20 protein-coding genes and 3 riboswitches are annotated in these 23,400 nt (G+C 51.5%); of the genes, 11 read left to right on the top strand and 9 right to left on the bottom strand.

All coding sequences use genetic code 11. The features are described from left to right. The first annotated feature begins 78 nt into the window (after positions 1 to 78). Positions 79 to 167, top strand: a riboswitch (cyclic di-GMP riboswitch). A 15-nt stretch (positions 168 to 182) separates the two neighbouring features. From C7386_RS12125 to C7386_RS12110, 4 genes are all read left to right on the top strand, one after another. Continuing rightward, positions 183 to 1,004, top strand: coding sequence for a transglutaminase-like domain-containing protein (locus C7386_RS12125; protein WP_116705620.1), 822 nt, complete (start codon positions 183 to 185; stop codon positions 1,002 to 1,004). 276 nt (positions 1,005 to 1,280) lie between these two features. After that, a riboswitch (cyclic di-GMP riboswitch) is annotated at positions 1,281 to 1,372 on the top strand. A gap of 139 nt (positions 1,373 to 1,511) precedes the next feature. Continuing rightward, a riboswitch (cyclic di-GMP riboswitch) is annotated at positions 1,512 to 1,599 on the top strand. A gap of 46 nt (positions 1,600 to 1,645) precedes the next feature. Then, the gene (locus C7386_RS12120) at positions 1,646 to 4,627 is read left to right on the top strand and encodes an S-layer homology domain-containing protein (RefSeq protein WP_116705619.1); all 2,982 of its coding nucleotides are present in this window, start codon (positions 1,646 to 1,648) and stop codon (positions 4,625 to 4,627) included. Between the two features lie 258 nt (positions 4,628 to 4,885). Further along, the gene (locus tag C7386_RS12115) at positions 4,886 to 6,391 is read left to right on the top strand and encodes a carbon starvation CstA family protein (protein WP_116705618.1); all 1,506 of its coding nucleotides are present in this window, start codon (positions 4,886 to 4,888) and stop codon (positions 6,389 to 6,391) included. 83 nt (positions 6,392 to 6,474) lie between these two features. Continuing rightward, positions 6,475 to 7,482 carry an ATPase P gene (locus tag C7386_RS12110; RefSeq protein WP_116705617.1) on the top strand — a complete coding sequence of 336 codons (1,008 nt, stop codon included), beginning with the start codon at positions 6,475 to 6,477 and terminating at the stop codon, positions 7,480 to 7,482. 158 nt (positions 7,483 to 7,640) lie between these two features. Here the strand turns inward: C7386_RS12110 and sdaAA are convergent, their stop codons facing one another. From sdaAA to C7386_RS12095, 3 genes are read right to left on the bottom strand one after another with little or no spacing between them, the layout of a single operon-like run. Then, a complete protein-coding gene (gene sdaAA / locus C7386_RS12105; RefSeq protein ID WP_116705616.1) occupies positions 7,641 to 8,510 on the bottom strand; it encodes an L-serine ammonia-lyase, iron-sulfur-dependent, subunit alpha in 870 nt (289 codons plus the stop codon). A gap of 15 nt (positions 8,511 to 8,525) precedes the next feature. Next, on the bottom strand, positions 8,526 to 9,194 hold the full coding sequence (gene sdaAB, locus C7386_RS12100; RefSeq protein WP_116705615.1) for an L-serine ammonia-lyase, iron-sulfur-dependent subunit beta: 669 nt from the start codon (positions 9,192 to 9,194) through the stop codon (positions 8,526 to 8,528). Positions 9,195 to 9,206: 12 nt separating this feature from the next. Next, positions 9,207 to 10,427, bottom strand: a complete 1,221-nt coding sequence (locus C7386_RS12095) for a dicarboxylate/amino acid:cation symporter (RefSeq protein ID WP_116705614.1) — start codon at positions 10,425 to 10,427, stop codon at positions 9,207 to 9,209. Positions 10,428 to 10,775: 348 nt separating this feature from the next. Between C7386_RS12095 and C7386_RS12090 the strand changes: the two genes are divergently transcribed. Both C7386_RS12090 and C7386_RS12085 read left to right on the top strand, forming a co-directional pair. After that, complete coding sequence (locus C7386_RS12090; protein ID WP_116705613.1) at positions 10,776 to 11,666, top strand: LysR family transcriptional regulator; 891 nt, start codon at positions 10,776 to 10,778, stop codon at positions 11,664 to 11,666. Between the two features lie 58 nt (positions 11,667 to 11,724). Beyond that, complete coding sequence (locus tag C7386_RS12085; protein ID WP_318261303.1) at positions 11,725 to 12,219, top strand: Cna B-type domain-containing protein; 495 nt, start codon at positions 11,725 to 11,727, stop codon at positions 12,217 to 12,219. Positions 12,220 to 12,278: 59 nt separating this feature from the next. On the opposite strand, the gene mgtE is transcribed toward C7386_RS12085, so the two are convergent. Further along, positions 12,279 to 13,673, bottom strand: coding sequence for a magnesium transporter (gene mgtE / locus C7386_RS12080; protein WP_116705612.1), 1,395 nt, complete (start codon positions 13,671 to 13,673; stop codon positions 12,279 to 12,281). 420 nt (positions 13,674 to 14,093) lie between these two features. Further along, positions 14,094 to 14,237, bottom strand: coding sequence for a hypothetical protein (locus C7386_RS13535; protein ID WP_158557367.1), 144 nt, complete (start codon positions 14,235 to 14,237; stop codon positions 14,094 to 14,096). Between the two features lie 60 nt (positions 14,238 to 14,297). Between C7386_RS13535 and hcp the strand changes: the two genes are divergently transcribed. The 5 genes from hcp (at position 14,298) to C7386_RS12055 (ending at position 20,904) form a co-directional block, all read left to right on the top strand. Next, on the top strand, positions 14,298 to 15,869 hold the full coding sequence (hcp, locus tag C7386_RS12075; protein ID WP_116705611.1) for a hydroxylamine reductase: 1,572 nt from the start codon (positions 14,298 to 14,300) through the stop codon (positions 15,867 to 15,869). 95 nt (positions 15,870 to 15,964) lie between these two features. Beyond that, positions 15,965 to 16,372 carry a flavodoxin family protein gene (locus C7386_RS12070; RefSeq protein WP_110435603.1) on the top strand — a complete coding sequence of 136 codons (408 nt, stop codon included), beginning with the start codon at positions 15,965 to 15,967 and terminating at the stop codon, positions 16,370 to 16,372. A 384-nt stretch (positions 16,373 to 16,756) separates the two neighbouring features. Then, complete coding sequence (locus C7386_RS12065; protein ID WP_165815555.1) at positions 16,757 to 17,197, top strand: L-2-amino-thiazoline-4-carboxylic acid hydrolase; 441 nt, start codon at positions 16,757 to 16,759, stop codon at positions 17,195 to 17,197. Between the two features lie 229 nt (positions 17,198 to 17,426). Continuing rightward, the gene (locus C7386_RS12060) at positions 17,427 to 19,079 is read left to right on the top strand and encodes a putative manganese-dependent inorganic diphosphatase (protein WP_116705609.1); all 1,653 of its coding nucleotides are present in this window, start codon (positions 17,427 to 17,429) and stop codon (positions 19,077 to 19,079) included. Between the two features lie 193 nt (positions 19,080 to 19,272). Then, positions 19,273 to 20,904, top strand: a complete 1,632-nt coding sequence (locus tag C7386_RS12055; protein WP_116705608.1) for an IS1182 family transposase — start codon at positions 19,273 to 19,275, stop codon at positions 20,902 to 20,904. 175 nt (positions 20,905 to 21,079) lie between these two features. On the opposite strand, the gene C7386_RS12050 is transcribed toward C7386_RS12055, so the two are convergent. The 4 genes from C7386_RS12050 to C7386_RS12035 all read right to left on the bottom strand — a co-directional run. Further along, on the bottom strand, positions 21,080 to 22,015 hold the full coding sequence (locus C7386_RS12050; RefSeq protein ID WP_116705607.1) for a nucleoside 2-deoxyribosyltransferase: 936 nt from the start codon (positions 22,013 to 22,015) through the stop codon (positions 21,080 to 21,082). A gap of 784 nt (positions 22,016 to 22,799) precedes the next feature. Continuing rightward, positions 22,800 to 23,003 (bottom strand): helix-turn-helix domain-containing protein, encoded by a 204-nt coding sequence (locus C7386_RS12045; protein ID WP_006876091.1) that lies wholly within the window; start codon positions 23,001 to 23,003, stop codon positions 22,800 to 22,802. Continuing rightward, positions 22,993 to 23,271 carry an RNA polymerase sigma factor gene (locus C7386_RS12040; RefSeq protein WP_318261302.1) on the bottom strand — a complete coding sequence of 93 codons (279 nt, stop codon included), beginning with the start codon at positions 23,269 to 23,271 and terminating at the stop codon, positions 22,993 to 22,995. The genes C7386_RS12045 and C7386_RS12040 overlap by 11 nt, the downstream gene beginning before the upstream one ends. A 32-nt stretch (positions 23,272 to 23,303) precedes the next feature. Next, on the bottom strand, positions 23,304 to 23,400 hold a 97-nt coding region (locus C7386_RS12035; RefSeq protein WP_133241578.1), incomplete at its 5' end, for an IS3 family transposase.

Here is a 23,400-nt window from a genome sequence, read left to right as displayed (position 1 = left end):
AAACCCTGTTGACAAAACACGATAGATGCGCTATAGTGAGGATAAAAGAAGATGATGCAGTCGCTTTGACCGCATCTCAAACGATAATAGCAAACCCACCGAAAGGTGGCGACGCAAAGCTATAGGGCCTTACCCCTCATCGAGAGGGCTGGCAGCCAGTTACCGAAAGGAGATCGCCGGATATGAAGCGGCTTTTTCGTATTGTATGCGCAGTTTTTGCAGCAACTGCCCTCTCGATGGGCGTTACCGCAGCAGCAGTAAATGATGTTGTGGATATGAGTAATTCCACCCACGGTTATGTTACCGTAAACTACTCCTCGAGCGCAAGACTCAAGGTTGGTATTCAGTACAACGGCGGCAAGACCGTATTCTATGATTGCCCGAGCGGCAAGGATGCTTCCTTCTCTCTCGATAAGGGCAACGGCAAGTACACTGTAACGCTGTACCGCAACGTTTCCGGTACGTCCTATCAGCAGGTCGAGTCCAAGTCCATGAACGTAACCGTCAAGGACAGCTACGCCCCGTATCTGGTCTCCACTTCCGAAGTTCAGTTCTCCAAGGGCGACACGGTATCCGCTAAGGCTGCTGAGCTCTGCAAGAACGCCAAGACCGATGAGGCTAAGGTTATCGCCATCTACAACTACATGGCAGGCCGTTATACTTATGATAACAAGCTGGCGAATGAGATCACCAGCGGCAAGATCACCAAGTACATCCCGGATACCGCCGCTACCCTGAAGGGCACTACCGGTATCTGCTACGATTTTTCCTCGCTGTTTGCAGCAATGTGCCGCAGCCAGGGCATCCCGTGTGCACTGACCAAGGGCTATGCCGGCTCCAGCTACCACGCTTGGAACAAGGTAAACCTGAACGGCAAGTGGTATCAGATCGACCTGACCTACGCGGTTACCCGTAGCGTGAAGAACGCAAAAACCCTGCATGACTGTGTATCTCCGCTGACCTACACCAATACCAGCGATGCGCTTGCAGTAGCTGCGGCTTAACACTTTTCTATTTTATTTTGTATGCAAATGGTCCTGATTGGATGTGTTTATGTCCGATCAGCGGCGATTTATTGCATAAAAACGATTCCGGATTGAAATCCTTCTTCGCTTTTTACAGTATTTGTTTGTTATTCGCGGGCATTTATGGTATACTGAAGAAGAGGATCCGGAGGATTTCTGTCCTGCGCAGGCAAAGGACTGTGTATGCAGTCCAGCGTGTCTGTCGACAGAAAAGATCGTAAAATTCTGTGCATGACTTCCGTAAAGGGATACAGGTACAGACAAAGGCACAGCCGGTGAAAACCGGTGTCGCAAAGCCAGATGGGCCTAAACGGAGTTTTTTCTCCGCATGGCAGCCGGTTGCCAAAGGTACTTTGTTACCCCCTTGCAGAGCTATGCGCGCTGTAAAGGGGGTATTTTATTTGGAGACTGAACAACCATTCTGCGTTGCCAACAGCCATTTCAAAAAGAACCAACCATCTGTGCTACTCGATAAGGAGTAAGTTGTACAGACAAGAGCACCACCGGTGAAAGCCGGTCTCGCAAAGCCAAGGGCCTAAACGGAAGGTATTCCGCATGGCAGCCGGTTTCCTAATGCAGCTTCTTCATAGTAGTCTTTTACTATTGAAGGAGGGGTTTTCATGATGAAAACAGGAAAAAATAATCGATTCTTAGCCAGCATTCTGGCGGCATCCATGATGCTGACGATGTCTCCGTTCGCATTTGCAGCGGATGAAACGGAGCAGAAAGAAATGACAACGCAGGAGCAGGTTCAGTCTGCTGCTCAAAATGAAACAAACGCAAATCCCGCAGTGTCTCAGATGGACAGTCAGTCTTCTGAGGGCACAAACTCCGAAGCGCTTAAGACGGAAGGTCAGTCTCCTAAGGACACAAGCTCCGAAGCGCCTAAGACGGAAGACCAGTCTTCTAAGGACGTAAAACCTGCAGATGAGAACACCACTGCAGGAGACAGCACATCCACATCGAAGACTCCGGCAGAATCGGAGAACCCGACAGAATCGGAAACTCCGACAAAACCGGAAGCACCGAAAAACGCTGCAAAGATCGGCGAGAACGAGTATCCGACTGTTGCTGCCGCGATTGCTGCAGCAGACGGTAGCGAATCCATCGTTCTGCTCCGTGATGTTACGGAGAATATCACCATCAATAAGTCTCTGACGCTCAACCTCGGCGGGTTTACGCTGTCGGGTGATGCAAATGCGGCGGTTGTGACCATTTCCGGTGATAAACCGCAGGTTACCGTGAAAAACGGTACGGTTACCGGCGGCAGGAATCCGCAGAATGGCGGCGGCTTCGCAATCGACAGCGCAGTTGTTCAGCTCGAAGATTTGACCATAACGGGTAATGAAGCAGTCGGCGGCAACGGCAATGGCGAAGTCGGCGGCGGCGGTATCTATGCGTCGCACGCAGATGTATCCATGCGGATTGTTACCGTGTCCGAAAACAGCGTTACGGGAAGCAGCAGTGACGGCGGCGGTATTCTGGTTAGATACGGTTCTCTGACCATGGACGGCTGCCATGTTGAGAGGAACACCGCTCCGGACTGCGGCGGCGGTATGATTCTGAGACATTCTGTGCTGAACGCTGCAAAGTCCTTTTTTGAGAATAATACCGCAAAATTCGGTGCAGGTATCTATTTTGGCGATACGCCGAACGAAGCAGAAGAAGGCTGTTCCGGCGAGCACAACCACCTTATCACCGATTCCACAATCTCCGGCAATACGGTTCTCGACCCTGAAAACGGTATCGGCGGCGGTATGTATGTCGGCACAACCTCTAATCTGACTCTCCGTAATTCCAAGCTGTTGAATAACGACGGCGCAACCCAGGGCGGCGCAATCGTAGCTTACAGCGCAGGAACGATTGAACTTGACGGTGTTTCGATTTCTGAAAATAAGGCACAGAGCGGCGCAGGTATCTTGGCTTTGTGTACTGCTGTCTGCAACACGGACATTCGCCTGCTGAACGGTACGGCAATCGACGCCAATACGGCAACCGGCTATGGCGGCGGCATCTACGCAAATGCAATAGCTAAGGAACTGAATGTCACTGTAACGAACAGCTCTGTCAGCGGCAATACTGCTGCCGGCGGTGCAGGCATCTTTACCTATAAGTCTGGCTCGGCGGTTATCAATGTGGATCTTCAGTCCGGTGCTGTGATGCACGATAATAATGCAGTAGTTAATATGGGCGGTGCGATTTACGCCTATAATGCTGCAAACATCAACATCGCGGCGAACAGCGCAGTGTATAACAACACCGCAGCAGGCTACGGCGGCGGCATCTACGCGAGTGCGTCCAACATTAACATCGCGGCGAACAGCGAAGTGTATAACAACACCGCAGCGACCGCAGGTGACGATTTGTTTTTCTACAGCGGCACGATCTTTACGCTCCCGAATGCAAAGGACATGAGCGGCGACCGCATTCTGTCCTCCGACAATATGGAGATTACCGGTTGGTATCATGACGGCTGGAATAAGTGGAATGCTGCTCAGGGTAGCTATGAGCAGATCGGCTGCTGGACGGCGGAAACAGCTGACGAGTACATCCCGGTGGAAAAGGATTCGCACGCTATTTCGCTCAAGGCAGCGCATCCGCTGATGTACACGCTGACGTATGATGTTACCGGTGACCTGCCGGAAGGCTATACCGCTCCGGCAAAGCAGACGCTGGTTAAGGGCAGCAGCTATACCGTTGCAGAGGTTCCGGCCAGCGTGTCCGGCTCGAAGGACGGCGTGAACGGTACCTTCTCTTTCAACGGCTGGAAAAAGGATGACGGTACGGTTCTGACCGGCGAGCAGCAGCTGACCGCAGACCTTACGCTGCACGGCGTATGGTCCTTTACGAAAAAATCCTCCGGCGGCGGTGGCGGCGGCAGCCACAAGCCCACCGTTACCATTCCGGATGATGTACCGACCGGTCTGAACGGCGATGACCACTTTGCGTACATTGTCGGCTACCCGAACGGCAACGTTGAGCCGAACGGCAACATCACCCGCGCAGAAGTGGCAACCATCTTCTTCCGTCTGCTGACCGAGGAAGTCCGCACCGCAAATTCCACCCAGTCCAACAGCCTGTCCGATGTGACGCGTGGTCAGTGGTTTAACCATGCTGTCTCCACGCTGTCCTCGATGGGCATTGTAAAGGGTCATAACGATGGCACGTTCGCGCCGAATGCGCCGATCACCCGTGCGGAATTTGCCGCAATCGCCGCTCGCTTCGACGATAAGAACACGGATACGTCCTCGAAGTTCACGGATATTGCATCTCACTGGGCAAAGAATGAGATCGGTATCGCCGCAAACAAGGGCTGGATCAATGGCTATCCGGATGATACGTTCCGTCCGAACCAGTATATCACCCGCGCAGAGGCGATGACGCTTGTCAACCGCGTACTCAACCGTCTGCCCGAGAACAGCAGCGATCTGCTCGACAGCATGATCAAGTGGCCGGATAATTCCGATGCTTCCGCATGGTACTATCTCGCTGTGCAGGAGGCCACCAACAGCCACGCATACTCGGATAAGAGCAAGGACGATAAGTACGAGAAGTGGACCACCATCCGCGAAACTCGTGACTGGACCGAACTGGAAAAGTAAATACTTTCCTGTAAGGACGAACGAATCCCCCGGCCATTGGTCGGGGGATTTTATTGCGCTGATAGTTTTTTCTAAAGGAAACAAATTTCAACGAATTTTTCTTGTTAAAATTATAACATATTGTCCCTTGAGGTTTTTATATCATAGGTTCATAATAGAGATTGCCGAAAAGAGAAAAGAGAAATGAAAAAAGTAGGATTTTCGGTAATTTTCATGCGAAAACCATGCTTTCGCAGCCGGTATAGAGGAGGAGATAATATGATCAGCTTTATCGTATGCTTATTATTATTGATCACCGGCTATCTTACTTATGGTAAAATTGTAGACAAAACCTTTGGCCCGGATGATCGTGAAACGCCGGCAGTTCGTATTAACGATGGCGTTGACTACGTTGTCATGCCGCAGTGGAAGCTGTTTCTGGTACAGCTGCTGAACATCGCCGGCCTTGGCCCGATCTTCGGTGCCCTGCAGGGCGCCCTCTGGGGCCCGGTCGTATTCCTGTGGATCACATTCGGCACCATTTTTGCCGGCGGCGTACATGATTACTTCTCCGGCATGATCAGTGAGCGAAATGATGGTGCTTCCATCGCAGAGGTTACCGGCAAGTACCTCGGTCACACCATGCAGAATATCATGCGTGTGTTCTCGGTCGTACTGCTGATTATGGTCGGCACGGTATTTGCAGTCGGTCCGGCCGGTCTGATTGTTACACTGTGCAAGAACAACGGTATGTCCGGTGTGCTTTCGACCACGCTGTTCTGGCTGATCGTCATCCTGGTTTACTACTTTATTGCAACCTTTATTTCGATTGATAAGATCATCGGCAAGATATACCCGCTGTTCGGCATGTGCCTGATCATCATGGCGGTCGGCGTTATCATCGGTATCTTCACCAACCCGAATTACACCATTCCGGAGATTTGGTCTCACCTGTACAATATGCATCCGTCCGGCACGCCGATTTGGAGCTTCATGTTCATCACGGTTGCATGCGGTGCAATTTCCGGCTTCCATTCCACGCAGTCGCCGCTGATGGCTCGCTGCATGAAGAACGAGAAGCAGGGTCACTTCGTATTCTACGGCGCAATGGTAGCCGAAGGCATTATCGCACTGATCTGGGCGGCAGCTGGCTGTGCTCTGTATGAGGTCACCGGCGGGCTCAACACCGGTCTGGCGGAAGCGCTGGCAGGCGGTCAGTCCGCAGCGATCTACGATGTATGCTCCAAGACCATGGGCGGCGTTGGTATTGCTCTGGCCATGATCGGTGTTGTTGTCTGCCCGATCACTTCCGGTGATACCGCATTCCGTTCCGCTCGTCTGACGCTGTCCGACTGGTTCCACATGGATCAGGGTTCGTACGCAAACCGCCTGAAGCTGTGTATCCCGGTACTGGGTATCGGCGCTATCCTCGGCATCGGCAATGCGACCGGTCTGATCGACTACACGGTTATCTGGCGTTACTTCAGCTGGACCAACCAGACGCTCGCTATGATCGTTCTGTGGGCAGCGGCTATGTACCTGTTCACCGAAAAGAAGAACTTCTGGATGGCAGCTGTTCCGGCTACGTTCATGAGTGCAGTTTCCTGCACCTATTTCATCCTCGCACCGGAGTGCCTCGGCAGCCTGCTGAACAGCAAGACAGCGGACGGCACGGTAATCTACAATACCGCAGTGGCGTACCCGATCGGTATTGTATTCGCGGCACTGCTGCTCGCACTGTTCATTCGTGCGACCAAGAAGCGCAGCGCAAAGAAATCTGCTTGAATATAATAGCATTGCTGCAGCCGGCTGTTCCTTTGTGCGGTCGGCTGCGGCCATCCATAACGATACTTGCGGGGTGACGGAAAATGTTGAAACCTTATCCGCTCAGCGCGGGGCGCATTGATGACGCGGCGCTTGCCGAGGATAGAAAAACCTGTCGGAAAATCGGTCCGTGCGGCATCGGCAGGCATGCCCTCTATTTGAACAGCTTTTTTATTGACCGGCGGTATTATGTTCCGTTTTCTATGGTAACGCGTGTGTACAAGCGCGTTGCGATGAGCAAGGGCGGCTTTTCCGGCAAGGGCATTTTCGCCACGCTGTCCTATCTGGTCGTGGAGTTCGACGGCGGACAGAAGGTGTGCAATTTCAAGTATGAGCAGCAGGTCGATGAGTTTTTGAGCGTTATCCGAGCTGAGCACCCGTCTATTCCGTGTGTCAGCGCGGCGGCAGAGCAGCGCATTGCCGAGGAGAAGGCCCGCCGGGAGGAAGAAGAGCGCAATCGTCCGCCGATGAGCGCACAGGCGGAGAAAACCGTGCAGGCACTCGATAACGCAATCGACTATCTGGAGCGCCGTCCTGAGCTGGCCGAACGACTGAGCGCAGCCGCAAAACGCCGCCGGAACTTTCAGTGCACGAACGGCAGCTACCGCTGGGCCGCTATGGCGATCACACTGCTGGGATTTGCGGCGCTGGCTTACGGTATCGTTTCTTTCGTGCGTCACGGCTCGTTTTCGATTTATTTTACGCTGTTCGGCCTTGCCGCGATATTCACGTTTGCAGGCTTCAGCGTCCTGCCGACAGCACGCAATAACCGTACCTCCATCATGCAGAATGATGCGCAGGCACAGGAGAAAATGCAGGCTTACCTTGCGGATTATCTGAATTTCCCGCTGCCAGCCCGCTATGCACATCCGGTTGTGCTGCGCCGTATGCAGCGTGCTGTCATGGATGGCCGCGCAGTGACTGCCGCGCAGGCGCTCGACGTTGTGAAGGCTGACCTGAAGGCGCTGAACGCGGATGTCACAGTCTCGCAGGAGGAATACGATGAGGTTGTCGCCATCAAGCCCATGTTCCTCAATGCGGAGTATCAGTAACAATCAGATGATACAACTATCCCTCCCGATTACTGCCCGGGAGGGATAGTTCGATTTGGGCGGTTCTGCTTTCATGATAAGAGCTTATTCTGTAAGCGAAAAGGACATTCCCGAGGGGTGGGAATGTCCTGCGAAAAAGAGTATCGATATGATCTGATTTAAGAGCACAGTCCGCATTTCGCACATGCAGACGGTGTGGCAGCGCAGCCGCCGAGGGCAGTCTCGCGCAGCTCGATGGGGATGCGGCGGCCGACCGCGTACATGGTATCGAGCATTTCATCGAACGGGATAAACTGGTGAATGCCCGCGAGCGAGAGCTCAGCGGCAACGAGCGCGTTGGCTACACCTGCCGCGTTGCGGTTCTGGCATGGATACTCGACCAGTCCGCCGACCGGGTCGCAGACCAGACCGAGCATGTTCATCAGCACGGTGGAGGCCGCGTCAAGACACTGCTCAGGCTTGCCGCCCATCAGCTCGACAGCCGCGCTGGCCGCCATTGCGGATGCGATGCCGACCTCAGCCTGACAGCCGCCGACCGCGCCTGCAACGGTTGCGTTGCGCATGGCAAGGTAGCCGATCGCACCGGCGTTGAACAGGGCGTCGATCAGCCGTTCATCCGAGATGTTGTAGCGGTCCTGCAGGGCAAACAGCATGCCCGGCAGAACACCGGCGCTGCCTGCGGTCGGCGCTGCGACAATCAGGCCCATAGAAGCATTTACCTCAAGTACTGCCATCGCGTACTGCGCCGCTTTGTGCAGCACATCCCCGCAGATGGAGTGGCCTTTGGCCGCGTGCTGCGCCAGTTTTTTTGCCTCGCCGCCAATCAGGCCGCCCATGGACTTGACCGGCGTTTTGAGCGGTGTCAGCGCGGATGAGCGCATGATTTCGAGTGCTTTCTTCATACGGTGCGTGACCTCATCACGCGCAGTTTCGCCCAGCTGGCACTCGCGGCGGCGCATGATCTCGGAAATGGGGAGCTGCTGCTGCGTGCAGAGTGCAAGCAGCTCGGATGCGTTTTTGAAATCCATAATCTGCTCTCCTCCTTACGGTTCGATGATCATGACGTCGTGGACGTTGGGATTGTTTTTGAGCGGTTCCTCAATGCCCTCGGGGAAATGACCGTCCGATTCGACGATTGTGTAAGCGGTGTTGCCCTTGGACTCGCGGAACAGGCGCATGAACGCAATGTTTACACCCTTGTCGCTGAGCACCTTGGTGATGTGCGCCACAACGCCCGGCTTGTCCTGCTGAACGACGATAACCGTGCTGTATTCACCGGTAAAGTCAACCTCAACGCCGTTAATGCGCGCGATGCGGCACTTGCCGCCGCCGAGCGACTCACCGCGGATGGTCATCACCTGACCGGCGGCATTCTCCATGTGGATGTCCACGGTGTTCGGATGAACATCGGTCTCGGTCTCACACGGCGTGAATGAGTAGGACAGACCGCGCTCGGTCGCAATCGAAAACGAATTGCGGATGCGGGTGTCATCGGTCGAAAAGCCCATGATGCCGCCGAGCAGCGCACGGTCAGTGCCGTGGCCGTGATAGGTCTTGGCAAACGAGCCGTACAGCGTAAAATCCACCTTTTTAAGCGGCGGCGCGATCATCTTATGCGCCAGATACGCGATAACGGCTGCGCCGGCGGTATGGGAGCTGGAGGGACCGATCATATTCGGTCCCAGCACATCAAAAACACTGATAAAGGACATAGGGGATTCTCCTTACTGAGCGGAGGATTTGCAGATAAACTTGCGGTAGATGGTCTCCACGATCACGCCGATCGCGTTGTCGCCGGAAACGTTGCAGGCGGTGCCGAACGAGTCCTGCGTGATGTACAGTGCAACCATGATGGCGCAGATCGGGCCGCTCGGGTCGCCGGCCTCGGTGCCGAAGATCATGTACAGGAAGGGCAGGGCGGTCATAATGGAGCCGCCCGGCGCACCGGGAGACGCCACCATGGCAATGCCGAGCGTCATGATGAACGGGATAACGGTGCCGATGGAGATCGGCAGCTGGTTCATCAGGCAGACGGCAGTCGCACAGGCGGTAATGGTAATCATCGAGCCTGCCATGTGGATGTTCGCGCACAGCGGAACGGTGAAGTTGCGAATTTCCGAGGAAACGCCGTCTGCCTCAGCGCACTGCAGGTTGACCGGAATGGTAGCCGCAGAGGACTGGGTGCCCAGTGCGGTTGCGTAGCCCGGAATCTGGTTGCGGATGAGCGTGAACGGGTTCTTGTGGCTGACCAGACCTGCAATTACGAACTGGATGCAGATGCAGATCAGGTGCATGATGATAACAACGATGAATACCTTCCACAGAATACCGAGGATGGTAAAGGTCTTGCCGGACTTGGTCATATCGGTGAACGTGCCGCAAATGTAAAGCGGCAGCAGCGGAATGATGACCTTGTGCAGTACGCAGTCAATGATGCCGGAGAAGTCGGAAACGCCGTTGTACAGCGTGTCGCCGATGGTCTTGCCGCGCAGGCTGGACATGCACAGACCGAGCACAAACGCCGTAACAACAGCGGACAGCGTGTTCATCAGCGCCGGAATTTCCAGGCTGAAGTACGGCTCCAGCGAGTTGCCTGCGGTTGCGGCGATCTTGTCGAGCGCGTCCGCACTCATGAAGTGCGGGAACAGGGTGTCGGCTACAAAGAACGAAGCCGAGCCTGCAATCAGGGTCGAGCAGTAGGCGATGGCAACCGTGATGAGCAGCAGCTTGCCCGCGCCGCTCTTGAGGTTAGCAATGCCCATGGTAACATACGCGAGGATCATCAGCGGGATGATAAACGACAGGAACTGGCTGAAGAACGACGAGAGCGTTACCACAAAGCGGCAGAAGCCTTCCGGCAGGAACTGGCCAAACAGGATGCCGACAATGATGGCGATGATGAGCTTGGGCAGTAATCCGAGTTTGAATTTTTTCTTTTCTTCCATTTCTTTTTCCTCCTTTTTTTGCGGGCAGCACCACACAGTTCGGTTATGCGGTGTTACCCTTTGCGGCGCAGGCCGTTTGTTTGCCCCTCTTTGGTCTGCTGCCGTGGAAGTCTGCCGAGATTTTTTGCCTCCGGACACAAAAAGAACCGCTTATTTTAGGCGAAATGCTGTAAAATAGGACGCGGTTTTTGTGTAAAAAGGATAATTAAAAAATCTGTGGTAAACCTCCAATTTCTTTCTTGACCTCTTTGCAGATTTAGTATATTCTGTTTGATGGGTTAAGTCAAATTCATATATTTTATCATTTCGATTTAAAATATTGATAATATAGGGGAGAGAGGGAAATTCATGGAGCTTCGGCAGCTTGCAACCTTTATTCGAGTAGCACAGTTTAAGAGTTTTTCACGCGCAGCAGAGAGCCTCGGCTACTCACAGTCGGCGGTAACGGTGCAGATACGCCAGCTGGAGGAGGAACTGGACACGCGTCTGTTCGACCGCATGGGCAAGCGTATCGCGCTGACCGACACGGGCGAGCGTTTTTTCAGCCATGCGTGCGACGTGATGAATCAGGTCAATCAGGCGCGCATGTCGGTCACATCTACGGCAGAGCTGCACGGTTCGCTGCATATCGGCACGATTGAGTCGCTTGCATGTCTCAAACTGCCGACAGTGCTGCATCTGTACCGCAAATTCAACCCGAAAGTGTCTATCCGCATCACGGTCGGTGAGCCGGAAGATTTGATCGAGCACATGGAACGCGGCGAGCTGGACATGATCTATGTGCTCGATGAGCCGCTGTACAGCAACAACTGGAACAAGCTGATGGAGCAGCGTGAGGAGATCGTATTTGTGGCGTCTGCATCGCTGCGCGAGAAGCTGGGCGGAAAAGAGCTGACGATTGAGGAACTGCTCACGCAGCCTTTTTTCCTTACCGAGCAGGATAACTATCGCCGTGTACTCAACCGCCGTCTTGCCGCGCGGCGGACCATCCTTACGCCGTCGCTCGAGTGCGGTGATACCTCGCTGCTCATTCGCATGCTTGAGATTGACCGCGGTGTATCCTTTCTGCCGTGGTACGCAGTCGAGAACAGCGTAAAAGAGGGAAGGCTGGTCCGTTTGTCGGTCGAGGACTGCTATATTTCGCTCTACCGCCAGATTTTCAGCCACAAGGAGAAATGGCGCACACGCGAAATGGATGAATTTGTCCGCGTGGCAAAGCTGGCGGACGAGGAAGAATAAGGGCATATAACAACATCCTACTTGCTGAAGCACAGCAAGCGGGATGCTTTTTTATTCCATGACCGACAAGGACGGCAAGACCTGGTCGTACACCTTTGCAAATCTGGATAGCGCTTACACCTATACCGTCGAAGAGGAGGCCGTTGACGGCTTTAATACCTCGATTTCCGGCAGCATGGCAGATGGCTTCACCATCACCAACAGCAAGAAATCCGGCGGCGGCGGTGGCGGCGGCGGTCACCACAAGCCGGACCCGAAACCGACTCCCGATCCCGATCCGGATCCGAAGCCTCCGGTTGACATTCCGGATCAGCCTACGCCGCTTGATCCGCTGAAGCCGACGGAGAACATCCCGGACAGCAAGGTTCCGACGACCAAGCCGGCAACACAGACCAAGACGCCGGATAAAACGAAGACAGTGAACATTCCCGACAGCAAGACTCCGACGTCCAGCGTTCCGAAAACCGGCGATATCGGCGGTCTGTGGGCGGCTCTGTGCGGTCTGTCCGCAATGGGACTGGCGTACTTCGGTATCCGCAGAAAGCATGATTAAAAGCAAAAACAGATAGCAAACACCCTCTATATCATTCGATATAGAGGGTGTTTTTTCGCTCAAACAATATGCAAAAGCTGAATCAGCAGAATCCATGCCAGACCGTAATATGTTACAACGGCAACCAGATCGTTGATCGTCGTAATCAACGGACCGGACGCAACCGCCGGGTCTACCTTGATTTTATGGAACAGGATCGGTACGAGCGTACCGACCAGACTGGAAATCACGATCGCTACAAGCAGTGATATGCCAACGCAGCCGGAGATCAGGAACGCATGTCCGATGGCATAGCCCTTGAACAGCGCTATGTATGCACCGAGAAAGACAAGCGCCATAATGCCGAGCAGCGCGCCGTTGCAGGTGCCGACCTTCATTTCCTTGAAGGTGAGGTGCAGCTTGTCCTTAGCACTCAGGTTTTCATCCATCAGCACACGAATCGTAACCGCCAGCGACTGCGTACCAACGTTGCCGGCCATATCGAGAATCAGCGACTGGAAGCAGATAACGACCGGCAGCACGGCTACAACGCCTTCAAATGCACCGACAACGGTCGAAACGCCCATGCCGAGGAACAGCAGGATGATCAGCCACGGCAGGCGCTTTTTCATGCTTTCCCTGGTGGTTTCGTTGAGATCCTCCTCGGCGGACAAACCGGCGAGCTTTGCATAGTCCTCGCCGAGCTCGTCATCCACGGCCTCGACAACGTCCTGTGCGGTGATGATACCGATGATCTTTCTATCCTTATTCAGCACCGGCAGGGAGTCTTCGGCATAATCTTTGATCTTCTCGATGCTCTCTGAGATTTTCTCGTGGTCGAGCAGATACGGATACGCGTAGCTGATGATGGAATCCAGCGGAACGTTCTCTCGGGCAACGATGAGATCCTTCAGGTCGATTGCACCGCAGAAGCGGTTTTTATCATCGACTACATAAATCGTTCCAATGTTGTCATTTTCACCGGCCTGCTTTACCAGCTCGTGCATGGCCTGCCGAATGGTCAGGTTCTGCTTGATGCAGATGTAGTTGGTCGTGATCAGGCTGCCGACTTCGCTGTCGTCATAGGAATTGATAAGCAGGATGGCTGACTTGGTTTCGTCATCGATCATCGGGCGCAGCTTTACTTTTACGCTCTCGTCGATGTTCTCCCACAGATCGACCGCGTCGTCCGCATCCATTTCGTTCAGAATTTCGGCCAGCTTGTCAATGCCGATTTCATCAATGTATTCCGCCGGATCATCCAGATAGGAGATGATTTCTGCCAGCCATTCCGCATCAAGTGCGCTGTACAGCAGATTGCGTTCCGCGCGGTTTAGGAATTGCAGGCTTTGTGCGATATCGTTGTCGTGATAATCCTGCAGCTGCTCCCGCATCTCATTGATCGAAGGGGAGGTGCGGATGATCTCAACGATTTTCTCGGCAAAAGATGTTTTTTTCCATGTTGCTTTTTTCATAATCAGCCTCCTTCTGTGCCCGGAAAAGGGCACAAAAAATCCACCGTAACAGATACAGTGACACAAACATCAGTTGTGGACTTGTTCATCACGATGGAGCAAGGCTCGGCGCTTATTTCAAAAGAGGATGCTTACGGACACTCGAAACAGCAGTATAGTCTGTATCCATCGTCATATGTACATTTCGTCTGTCACAACTGTCCATAGGACTTGCCTCCTTTTTTATTTTTTCGCAATGATTATAGCACTTTTTATGTGGAATATGCAAGGCATTTTTCACAGTTTTAATAATATGGATAAAATTTGCGGACAGTATCGCGCACGGGGAGAAAAAAGCCGGCCGGAAATCCGGTCAGCCTTTTTATCTTAGTAGACGATGCAGGAATGTGATTGTCCTGGTGCACGAATGATTTTGGAAGATTACCCAAACCAATCCCACCGAAACGCTTCGGTGGACAGAGTAGATGCCTTGCCGTCGAGTGCAATCTCGCTGAGCAGGATACCAACGATCGGTGCGATACCGAACCCATGTATCTGGAGGCGCAGAAGCAGCTGAAGAAACAAAAAACAACGCATACCTTCTGACAAATTTGGCAACACTACTCGTAAAAGGAGTGTGTTTTCATGTCAGATATGTTTTGCTTTCAGTGCCAGCAGACCGCAGGCAACAAGTGCTGCGTGAGCGTGGGTGTCTGCGGCAAGCAGCCGGATACGGCAGCGCTGCAGGATGAGCTGGTGTACGAACTCATTCGCTTGGCCGAGGCGGCAGCTGCGGCCGGTCAACGCACACAAATCGTCGACCGGCTGCTGATGGACGGCCTGTTCATCACCTTGACCAATGTCAATTTTGACAATCAGGCGATTGCGGAATTCACCGAGCGGGTACGCGCGGAACGAGAGAAATTCGGCGGAAAACCGTGTGCGGTCGTGGAGCTGTGGAAGGGCGACACGGATACGGTTTCGCTGCGTTCCACGCTGCTGTTCGGCATGAAAGGCATGGCCGCCTATGCACACCACGCGATGAATCTTGGCTACACGGATGACGAGGTGAGCGCGTGGTTTTACAAGGGCCTGTGCGCGGTCAATCGCCCGCATTCGGTCGAGGAATGGCTGGCGCTGATCGTCGAGTTCGGGCAGGTGAATTTCCGGTGCATGGAGCTGCTCGATGAGGCCAATACGGGCACATTCGGCACGCCGCAGCCCGCAAAAGTGCCGACCGACATCAAAAAAGGCCCGTTCATCGTGGTTTCCGGGCACGACCTGGGCGACTTAGCGCAGCTGCTCGAGCAGACGGCGGGAAAGGGCATCAACATCTACACGCACAGCGAAATGCTGCCCGCGCACGGCTATCCGGGACTGAAAAAACATCCGCACCTTGCGGGCAATTTCGGCACGGCATGGCAGAGCCAGCAGACGGAGTTCGAGAACATTCCCGCGCCGGTGCTGTTCACCACCAACTGTCTGATGCCGCAGCGCCCAAGCTATCAGGACCGCGTGTACACGACTTCGGTGGTGGGCTATGCGGGTCTGCGCCATATCGAGGCGGATGCGTGCGGCCGCAAGGACTTTTCGCCCATCATCGAGCAGGCGCTCGCGCTCGGCGGGTACGAGCACGACCACAGCATGAGCGGCATCAACGGCGGGCATATGCTGATGACGGGCTTTGCACACGGCGCGGTGCTGGCTCACGCGGAGGAGATCATCTCGCTCATCAAGAGCGGCAAGGTGCGGCATATCTTTCTGGTCGGCGGCTGTGACGGCGCGCATCCGGGCAGAAATTACTACACCGAGTTTGTCAAATCCACGCCGATGGATACGCTGGTTCTGACGCTTGCGTGCGGCAAATACCGCTTCAATGACCTCGATCTGGGCGAAATCGGCGGCCTGCCGCGCATTCTGGATATGGGCCAGTGCAATGATGCGTACAGCGCCATCAAGGTTGCGCTTGCACTGGCGGATGCGTTCGGCTGCACGGTCAACGACCTGCCGCTCACGCTCGTGCTCTCGTGGTACGAGCAGAAGGCGGTGTGCATCCTGCTGACGCTGCTTGCGCTCGGCGTGAAGAATATTTACCTTGGACCGACGCTGCCGGCGTTTCTGTCGGAAACCGTGGTCAAAACACTGGTGGAGACCTACGATCTGCACCCGACCACCAATCCGCAGCAGGACCTGGATGCGATTTTGGGAAGGGGATAAACCGGCGAGCTTTTTGGACGCTACGGAGCGTTCCTTGTTTCCCTCTCGTTTGCTTGCTGCAATAGGTTTCAGCAAACGAAAGAGGAAAGAAAACAATGAAATTTACGGCATTCAACGGCAGTCCAGCGGGCGAAAAGAGTGCCGCTGGACGCATGCTCGGGGTCTTTCTGGCGGGCGCGGCTCGTGCCGGAGCGGAAACCGAGCTGTACCATCTTGGCGATTACAGCATCGGACAGTGCGTGCAGCACGATGACATGGAGAAGCTGCTTCGCGCATATCAGTCTGCGGATGTGGTCTGCTTGGACTCGCCAGTGTACTCGTGGAACATGACGGCGCTGCTTAAGAATTTTGCAGACCGTCTGATCCCGCTCAAAAGTCCGCTGCTGACCGAGCAGGCCGGATATGAGTTTGCGGCACAGGGCGAGGTCACAGCAGAGCCCCGTACACAACTGGATGCGCCGCTGATGTCCGCCGCAGAGTATGTACAGTTTCTGGGTATGTAAGACAAAGGGAAACGGTTCTTGCCTTCGGGAAAGAGCCGTTTTTGATGTGCGCCATAGTATCTGACGGAATGATATGGGAAGTGAAGCTCGATCAGGCTATGCCGAAAAAGCAATACTATGTCGATTATCGGCAGGGAATTTTGTGTATCAGGATGGTATATTGGAAGTCAGTGTGGTATAGTTAGGGTGAACTAACTATGGATTGACACTGGAATCCCATAAAAGCAAAGAGATGAAGGAATTATGCAAAGCAAACAGCAAAAGCAAATTAAGGTATTTCTGATACAGACCTTCGGCGGAAGCAGGGGCGGCTCGCTGTTTTCACGACAGGAAAAAATGCTGGATAGGTTAATCAAAACCGCAGCAAATAGGTCCAAAAACCAGATGAAAACACTGGTGCAGACCATTCTGCCGCGCATTGCGCTGTACAAGGTGCTGCAGGCAGAGCTGCCTGCGGAGGAAACCTTTACGCACATGCGGACGTACATGATGGACTGGGTGGCGGCAGAAAAGCACGCTTTCACGGCGAAAATGGAGCTTGTGCCGGGATTTTATCGGATTTACAGCTATTGTTTTCTCAAAATCATGCGTACCTCTGACCTGTGGGAGAGCACACAGGCACACGATAAAACGCACTTTTCCGCGTCGATCACCAAGTGTCTCTGGCACACGGCGTGCCGGGACAACGGCTGTCCGGAGCTGTGTCCGCTGTTTTGCGACGTGGATGACGTGACCTATGGCGGACTGCGCAAGCTTGGCTTTTCGCGCACAAAAACGTTGGGCTGCGGCGGTGACTGCTGCGATTTTCGGTTTTTCAAAAGGTAGGTGAGCAGACGGAGAAGCGGACTTCGGCAGGATTTTCGGTGCAGCGGCGGAATCCGTGCTGTCAGCTCCATCGCCTACGCAGTGCGGCCGCAGATGGTTTTGAGTTGGATTCCTCTTCCATACCTTGCGATTTCCCCGGTTAAATGATACAATCAAACCACAAGGTTTCATTCCATCAAACGGATTCCGAAGGGGAGCCATCCCTTATCACATAAAGGAGCATCAGTGCATGAACCCAGTTTTTGTTATCGGACACCGCAATCCGGATACGGATTCCATTTGCTCTGCAATCTGCTACGCGCACCTCAAGCGCAGGCTGACCGGCGGAGAATACATAGCCTGCCGCGCGGGTCACGTCAATGCGGAGACCAAATTTGTGCTCGAACGCTTCGGCGTGGAGCCGCCGCGCTACATCAAGTCGTTTGAGCCGCGCCTGAGCGATGTGCAGTACCGCGAGGTGCCGGGCATCAGCGAGGAGCTGTCGCTGCACCGTGCATGGGATTACATGAACGAAAATGATATTCAGACGCTGGCCGTTGTTGATGAGGATCGCCGCCTGAAGGGTCTGCTGACGCTGGGCGATATCGCGCGCTTCTACATCGAGGATCAGGACGCCAATGCGCTGGCGGAGGCCAAGACCAGCTATCGGAATCTGGTCGATGTGCTTGACGGCACGCTCGAGGTTGGCGATATTGACCAGCGGTTTGAGCAGGGCAGTGTGGTCGTTGCGGCGGCTAATCCGGACGTGCTCGAGGACTACATCGGCAAAAATGATATGGTTATTCTCGGCAACCGCTATGAAAGCCAGCTGTGCGCCATTGAGATGAGCGCCGGCTGCATAGTCATCGGCCTCGGCTCCAAGGTTTCGCGCACCATCCGAAAGCTAGCCTCGGAAAACGGCGTTTCCATCATCGCCACCCCGTATGATACCTACACCTGTGTCAAGGTTATCGGTCAGGCGGTTCCAGTGCGGCATGTGATGCGGAAAAAGGGTCTTATCACCTTCGAGCCGGAGGAAACGGTTGAGGATGTAAAGCGCACGGTTTCCAAAAAGCGTATCCGCTATTACCCGCTGATGGATGAACAGGGACGATACGTCGGCATGTTCTCACAGCGTAACCTGCTGGATCTGGAGCGTCCGTCGGTCATTCTGGTCGATCACAACGAGCGCGATCAGGCCGCCGAAGGTATTCGTTCGACCAATATTGTTGAGATCATCGACCACCACCGCATTGACTCGGTGGAGACCAGCGGACCAATCTACTTCCGCAATCAGCCGCTCGGCTGCACCGCGACCATCATCACGCAGATGTACCATGAGCACAACGTGGAGATCGAGCCGAAAATCGCGGGTCTGCTGTGCTCGGCAATCCTGTCGGACACGCTGATGTTCCGCTCGCCGACGTGTACGCCGCTTGATCGCATGGCTGCAGAAGAGCTGGCGAAAATCGTCGGTCTGGACATCAAGCAGTATGCAACAGAAATGTTCCGTTCCAGCTCGCGTCTGCTCGATCGCTCGATGGATGAGCTGTTCCACATGGATTTCAAGTATTTCCAGGCGCAGAATCAGAAGATTGCGATTTCGCAGGTGACGAGTGTCAGTGAGAACGAGCTGTCCGGCATTCGCGACAAAATGCTCGAGTACATGGAAAGCTGCCTGGCATCGAGCGGTCTGTCCATGCTGTTCGCTATGCTGACCAACATCATCGAGGAAAAGACAGAGCTGCTCTACGTCGGCAAGGGCGCGCAACAGCTGGTTCGTGCGGCCTTCAAGACCGACTGCGGCGAGCATTCGGTCGTCCTGCCCGGCGTTGTCAGCCGGAAGAAGCAGATGGTGGCGCCGCTTGTCAGAGCCATGGAGCACGACGAGGAAATTGAGTGAGATTTGCAGAGTAAAAGCGGGAGAAACCTTTGATTTACAGTGATAAGGAAGTATTCACAAAAATTAACTTAACGTCCGATAGACAGAGTTGCAAAATAAGGGGCTGTCGCACTAACGTGCGACAGCTCATTTTATATATCCAACACAAAACGCCGAGCTTCGAAAAGCCCGGCGTTCGTGGTATAATCAGTTTATGCGACTAAACAAAATAATACAGAGAGATTATACCTCTTTTTCTCTGTATTATCAAATCAAACTTCCGCTGGATTTAGAGATTTCTATTCCATCTGATGATCCGGTTCGTCTGGTAAGTGCCTTTGTGGAGGAAATGGACCTTTCTGAACTGTATAAAACTTACAGCAGGATTGGAAAAAATCAGGCAACGCCGCGTCAGATGCTGAAACTCGTCATCTATGCAGTAATGAATCGAATCTACTCAAGCAGGGATATCCAAAAAGCATGTAAACGGGATATCAACTTTATGTATCTCCTTGAAGGAATGCCGGCTCCTGACCATGCAACGATCGCGCGTTTTATCTCCCTGCATTTTTCGGCTTGTGCAAAGGTACTGCTTGCCCAAATGTCAGATCTGCTCTATCTTCTTGGTGAGATCTCAGGAAAGACCATTTTTATTGATGGCACCAAGATCGAGTCTGCAGCCAATAAATATACCTTTGTATGGAAACGGGCTATTACGAAAAATCAGGCCCGGTTATACACAAAACTATCTTCTTTTGTGGCTGAATGTGAAGAACTCTATGGAATCAGGACCGTATACCAAGACCGGATATCCATCCACACATTAAAACGGTTAAAGAAGCAGTTGTGCCGCATAAAAGTGCAGGAGGGAATTGTGTTTGTACATGGAATCGGGCGTAGAAAAACACAATTACAGAAATCTCTGGAACAGCTGGATCAATATCTGGAGAAACTAAAGGAATATACAAAAAAGCTGTATACGCTTGGGGATAGAAACAGCTATTCCAAAACAGACCCTGACGCAACCTTCATGAGAATGAAAGAGGACGCGATGCTGAATGGACAGTTAAAGCCTGCTTATAACATTCAGCATGGAGTGGATTCCGAATACATCACATGGATCGATATCAGCCCGCACCCTACCGATACACGTACCCTGATCCCGTTTTTGAAAGACATGGAGAATCACCTGGGATTTAAGTATTCAGAAGTCGTTGCAGATGCCGGGTACGAAAGTGAAGAAAACTATCTTTTCATTGAGGAAAACGGACAGACCGCCTATATAAAGCCGCAGAACTATGAGATTTCGAAGACCCGAAAATACAAAAAAGACATCAGTAGAAGGGAAAACATGGAGTACCATGCAGACAGGGACAGCTACATCTGCCTCAACGGAAGGGAACTAACTGTCACAAATGAACGCAGAAGTAAAACAACTAGCGGATATGTCAGTGTAAAAACTTATTACAGAAGCCCAGACTGCACTGGTTGTCCTTATAAAACGGAATGTATCAAGGGAAACAACTGCAAAACACCTATGGAAAAGCGCAATAAAGTGCTGATGGTTTCAAAAACAATGAGCCAGAAACGCGCAGAAGATCTGGAACGGATCACAAGTGAGTATGGAACGATGCTCCGTATGAATCGCAGTATTCAGGCCGAAGGTTCATTTGCTGATGTAAAGGAAGACATGAATTTTCGAAGATATCTGTACCGAGGAAAAGCAAATGCACTGGCAGAGAGCATCCTTTTGGCGATGGGACGAAATATCAATAAGCTTCATTGCAAGATTCAGACCGGAAGAACGGGGAGTCATCTTTTTTCATTTTCATTAAAGACAGCATAGATTTTAATGGTTGAAAACAAAACAGTTTGAAATCAGGCATGCCGAAAGGGATGTCTGGGAATGAACTGTGTTTATAAGTGATGGAGGCGAAATCACAACCGATTTCGCCCCCATTTGGGCATAAAGCAGGGCTGCCGCCCAGCAAAAAATATTTGCTAGTGCGACAGTCCCTTATTTACTTCTTAGATTTATTAGCTATTTCAGCAATCTGTATTAAATTTTGAAAAGATTCAGGGTTTTTAATCAACTCAGGCAATAGCATTTTCATCATAATAGCATCAGCGGATTCCTCTTTTTTTACATTGTTTAGGCTAGTTTGCATTATTGCTTGTATAGTTTCCGTATCTTTTTTATTTACTTGCTCTTTTAATTCCGTAATAGAGTCTTGGATTTGATACAGCATAGTAAGAATACCTTGAGTAAAGGTTTGCTTGTTGGCTTCCTCATCTTGCCCCAATGTATCATCTTGATTTTCAAAAGAAAATGTTTCTATTGTTTGTTCTAAACGCTTTTTGGTTTCTTCTACATTATCCAAATCAGTTAAATCATACTCGAATGTTCTTACTGTGTTTACATCGAATGGTATGCTTTCACCTTGCTTTTTAAGGTGAATAATTGGCTTATCTGTACATTTTCTATATCCCATTTCATAAAAAACATTAGGGTTATGTCCAGAAATATCAGCTATAACAAGCTCTGATGATAAAAGCTTATCAATAATGGTTTGTGTAATTGAATCAGAATCGTTAATTTGGTCTACGCGTACAGGTTCAAAACCACAACTTTTACAAACTGGGCTAATGATATATTTAAATAGCTTATCCGCATTAATTCTTATTGCACTTCCTACATCTCCAATAGGAGATACCACAAAACAAGTTTTCATAAAAGTTTTACCTCCAAAATTTTGATTTATTTTATAAATTCCTCTATCAATTTTTTTGATAGATTGGTTTCTGAGCAGTGTATTTATCGAACCGGAAAACTGTCCCTCTGAATAATCAGAAATTCCGACTTGCTGTAGAAAGCTCTTAATTTCTTGAACTGTATGAGGACAGCCATCTGCAAGAAATTCTACAACACCCTCTTGTATTCTTGCGCTTTTTGTCATGTTTTCACGCTCCTTTCTACTATATATTACCACGTTTCTTGTAAATGTCAATAGTATTACAAGAAAATCTTGCATTTCATTCTTATTTCTTGTATTATATTGCACGTTATGTTTGAATTTGTAATGTTATTATAAATATAAATTTAAAATTTAACCTCAAAGTTACGCAATAGAACGTCATTTTTGAGGGTAGAAGTATAAAATATCATCTAAACGTTTTACACGTTCTGCAAGCCGCATAAATCAAGCGCTTTTTCCCCTCTACTGCGTAACAAACCTGTGGTAATTATCCGATAAAGCATAGACCACATATCTCGGTTTTCCCGTTGTTGGATTATCCGATATTGGATTTTCCGACATCGGATAATCCAACGCAATTAAATAAAGATATACTAACTAAAGAAAAAACAAATACAGATTTAATCAAATACCTATTCCTTTCCTATCCTTTCCCTAATCCCTCTCCTTTGGGGCAAGGTATAACGGCAGAGCCGCCGGAACGGAAAAGAATGGAACAGAAGCGACAATACAAAATATCGTTTGCCATGTTACGCAGTAGAACGTCATTTTTAAGGGTGGTTTACCCTTGCCCCTATCGTCGCTGTAACGCGCTTAAATCAAGCGAGAAACGCACCCTATCGCATAACATTCCATACTGGATTGAGAGCGCAAGCGGTCTATCCGATTGTGCTCTCTTGGTTGCCCAACAGCAAAGACGGAAACAGTCATCAAGGACGCTTGCGCAAAGTTTATCCTTGACGACTGTTTTTGGCTTTGCTATCTGTTACCTGTCAAAACGGAATTGCAGGATAGCTTTGATAAGCTGTGCTTTCAGACGGTCTTGAATATCATCGTTAATATGCCCGCGATAGGTAGACAGATATTTAATCCGCGCTGTGTAATGCCGTAATACCGCGTCTATGGCTTCCGGCTCGCCGGCAACAGCTTTCTCAATGGTTTCAAAGGGTATCAGTTTCTTATTCCTCATGTTCAGTTTCCTCCAGTTCTTTTCTTAACTGCTTCAATGCCGCCAGTTTCCAGTAGTTGACTGTACTTCTGCTTCTTCCGTACTCATTCCCGATTTTTCTTTCGCTGTAACCGAGGAAGAAATTCATCAGCAGAACAGTGCGCCTTTGTTCTGACAGATTAGCTAATGCGTCGGCTAACCGTCTACTTGTAACGACAACTTCTTTCCCTTGAACAACAAAAACAGTCGGCTTTTCATAAACATACTGCTCAAAATGAAGTGACCCCAAAAAGTTAGACAATATTTTGAAGTAAAAATTGTTTAAGCAGCCGAAAGGGCTTGCTGTCTGTGAATTGCAGGCGGCAAGCCCTTTAGCTTTGCCTTGATCCTGCGGTTGTTGTAGTAATCCAGATATTCA

Source organism: Agathobaculum butyriciproducens (assembly GCA_003096535.1).
GTDB lineage: Bacteria > Bacillota > Clostridia > Oscillospirales > Butyricicoccaceae > Agathobaculum > Agathobaculum butyriciproducens.
Note: the sequence above shows the minus strand (reverse complement) of the source record. Positions and strands in the feature narration are given on the sequence as shown.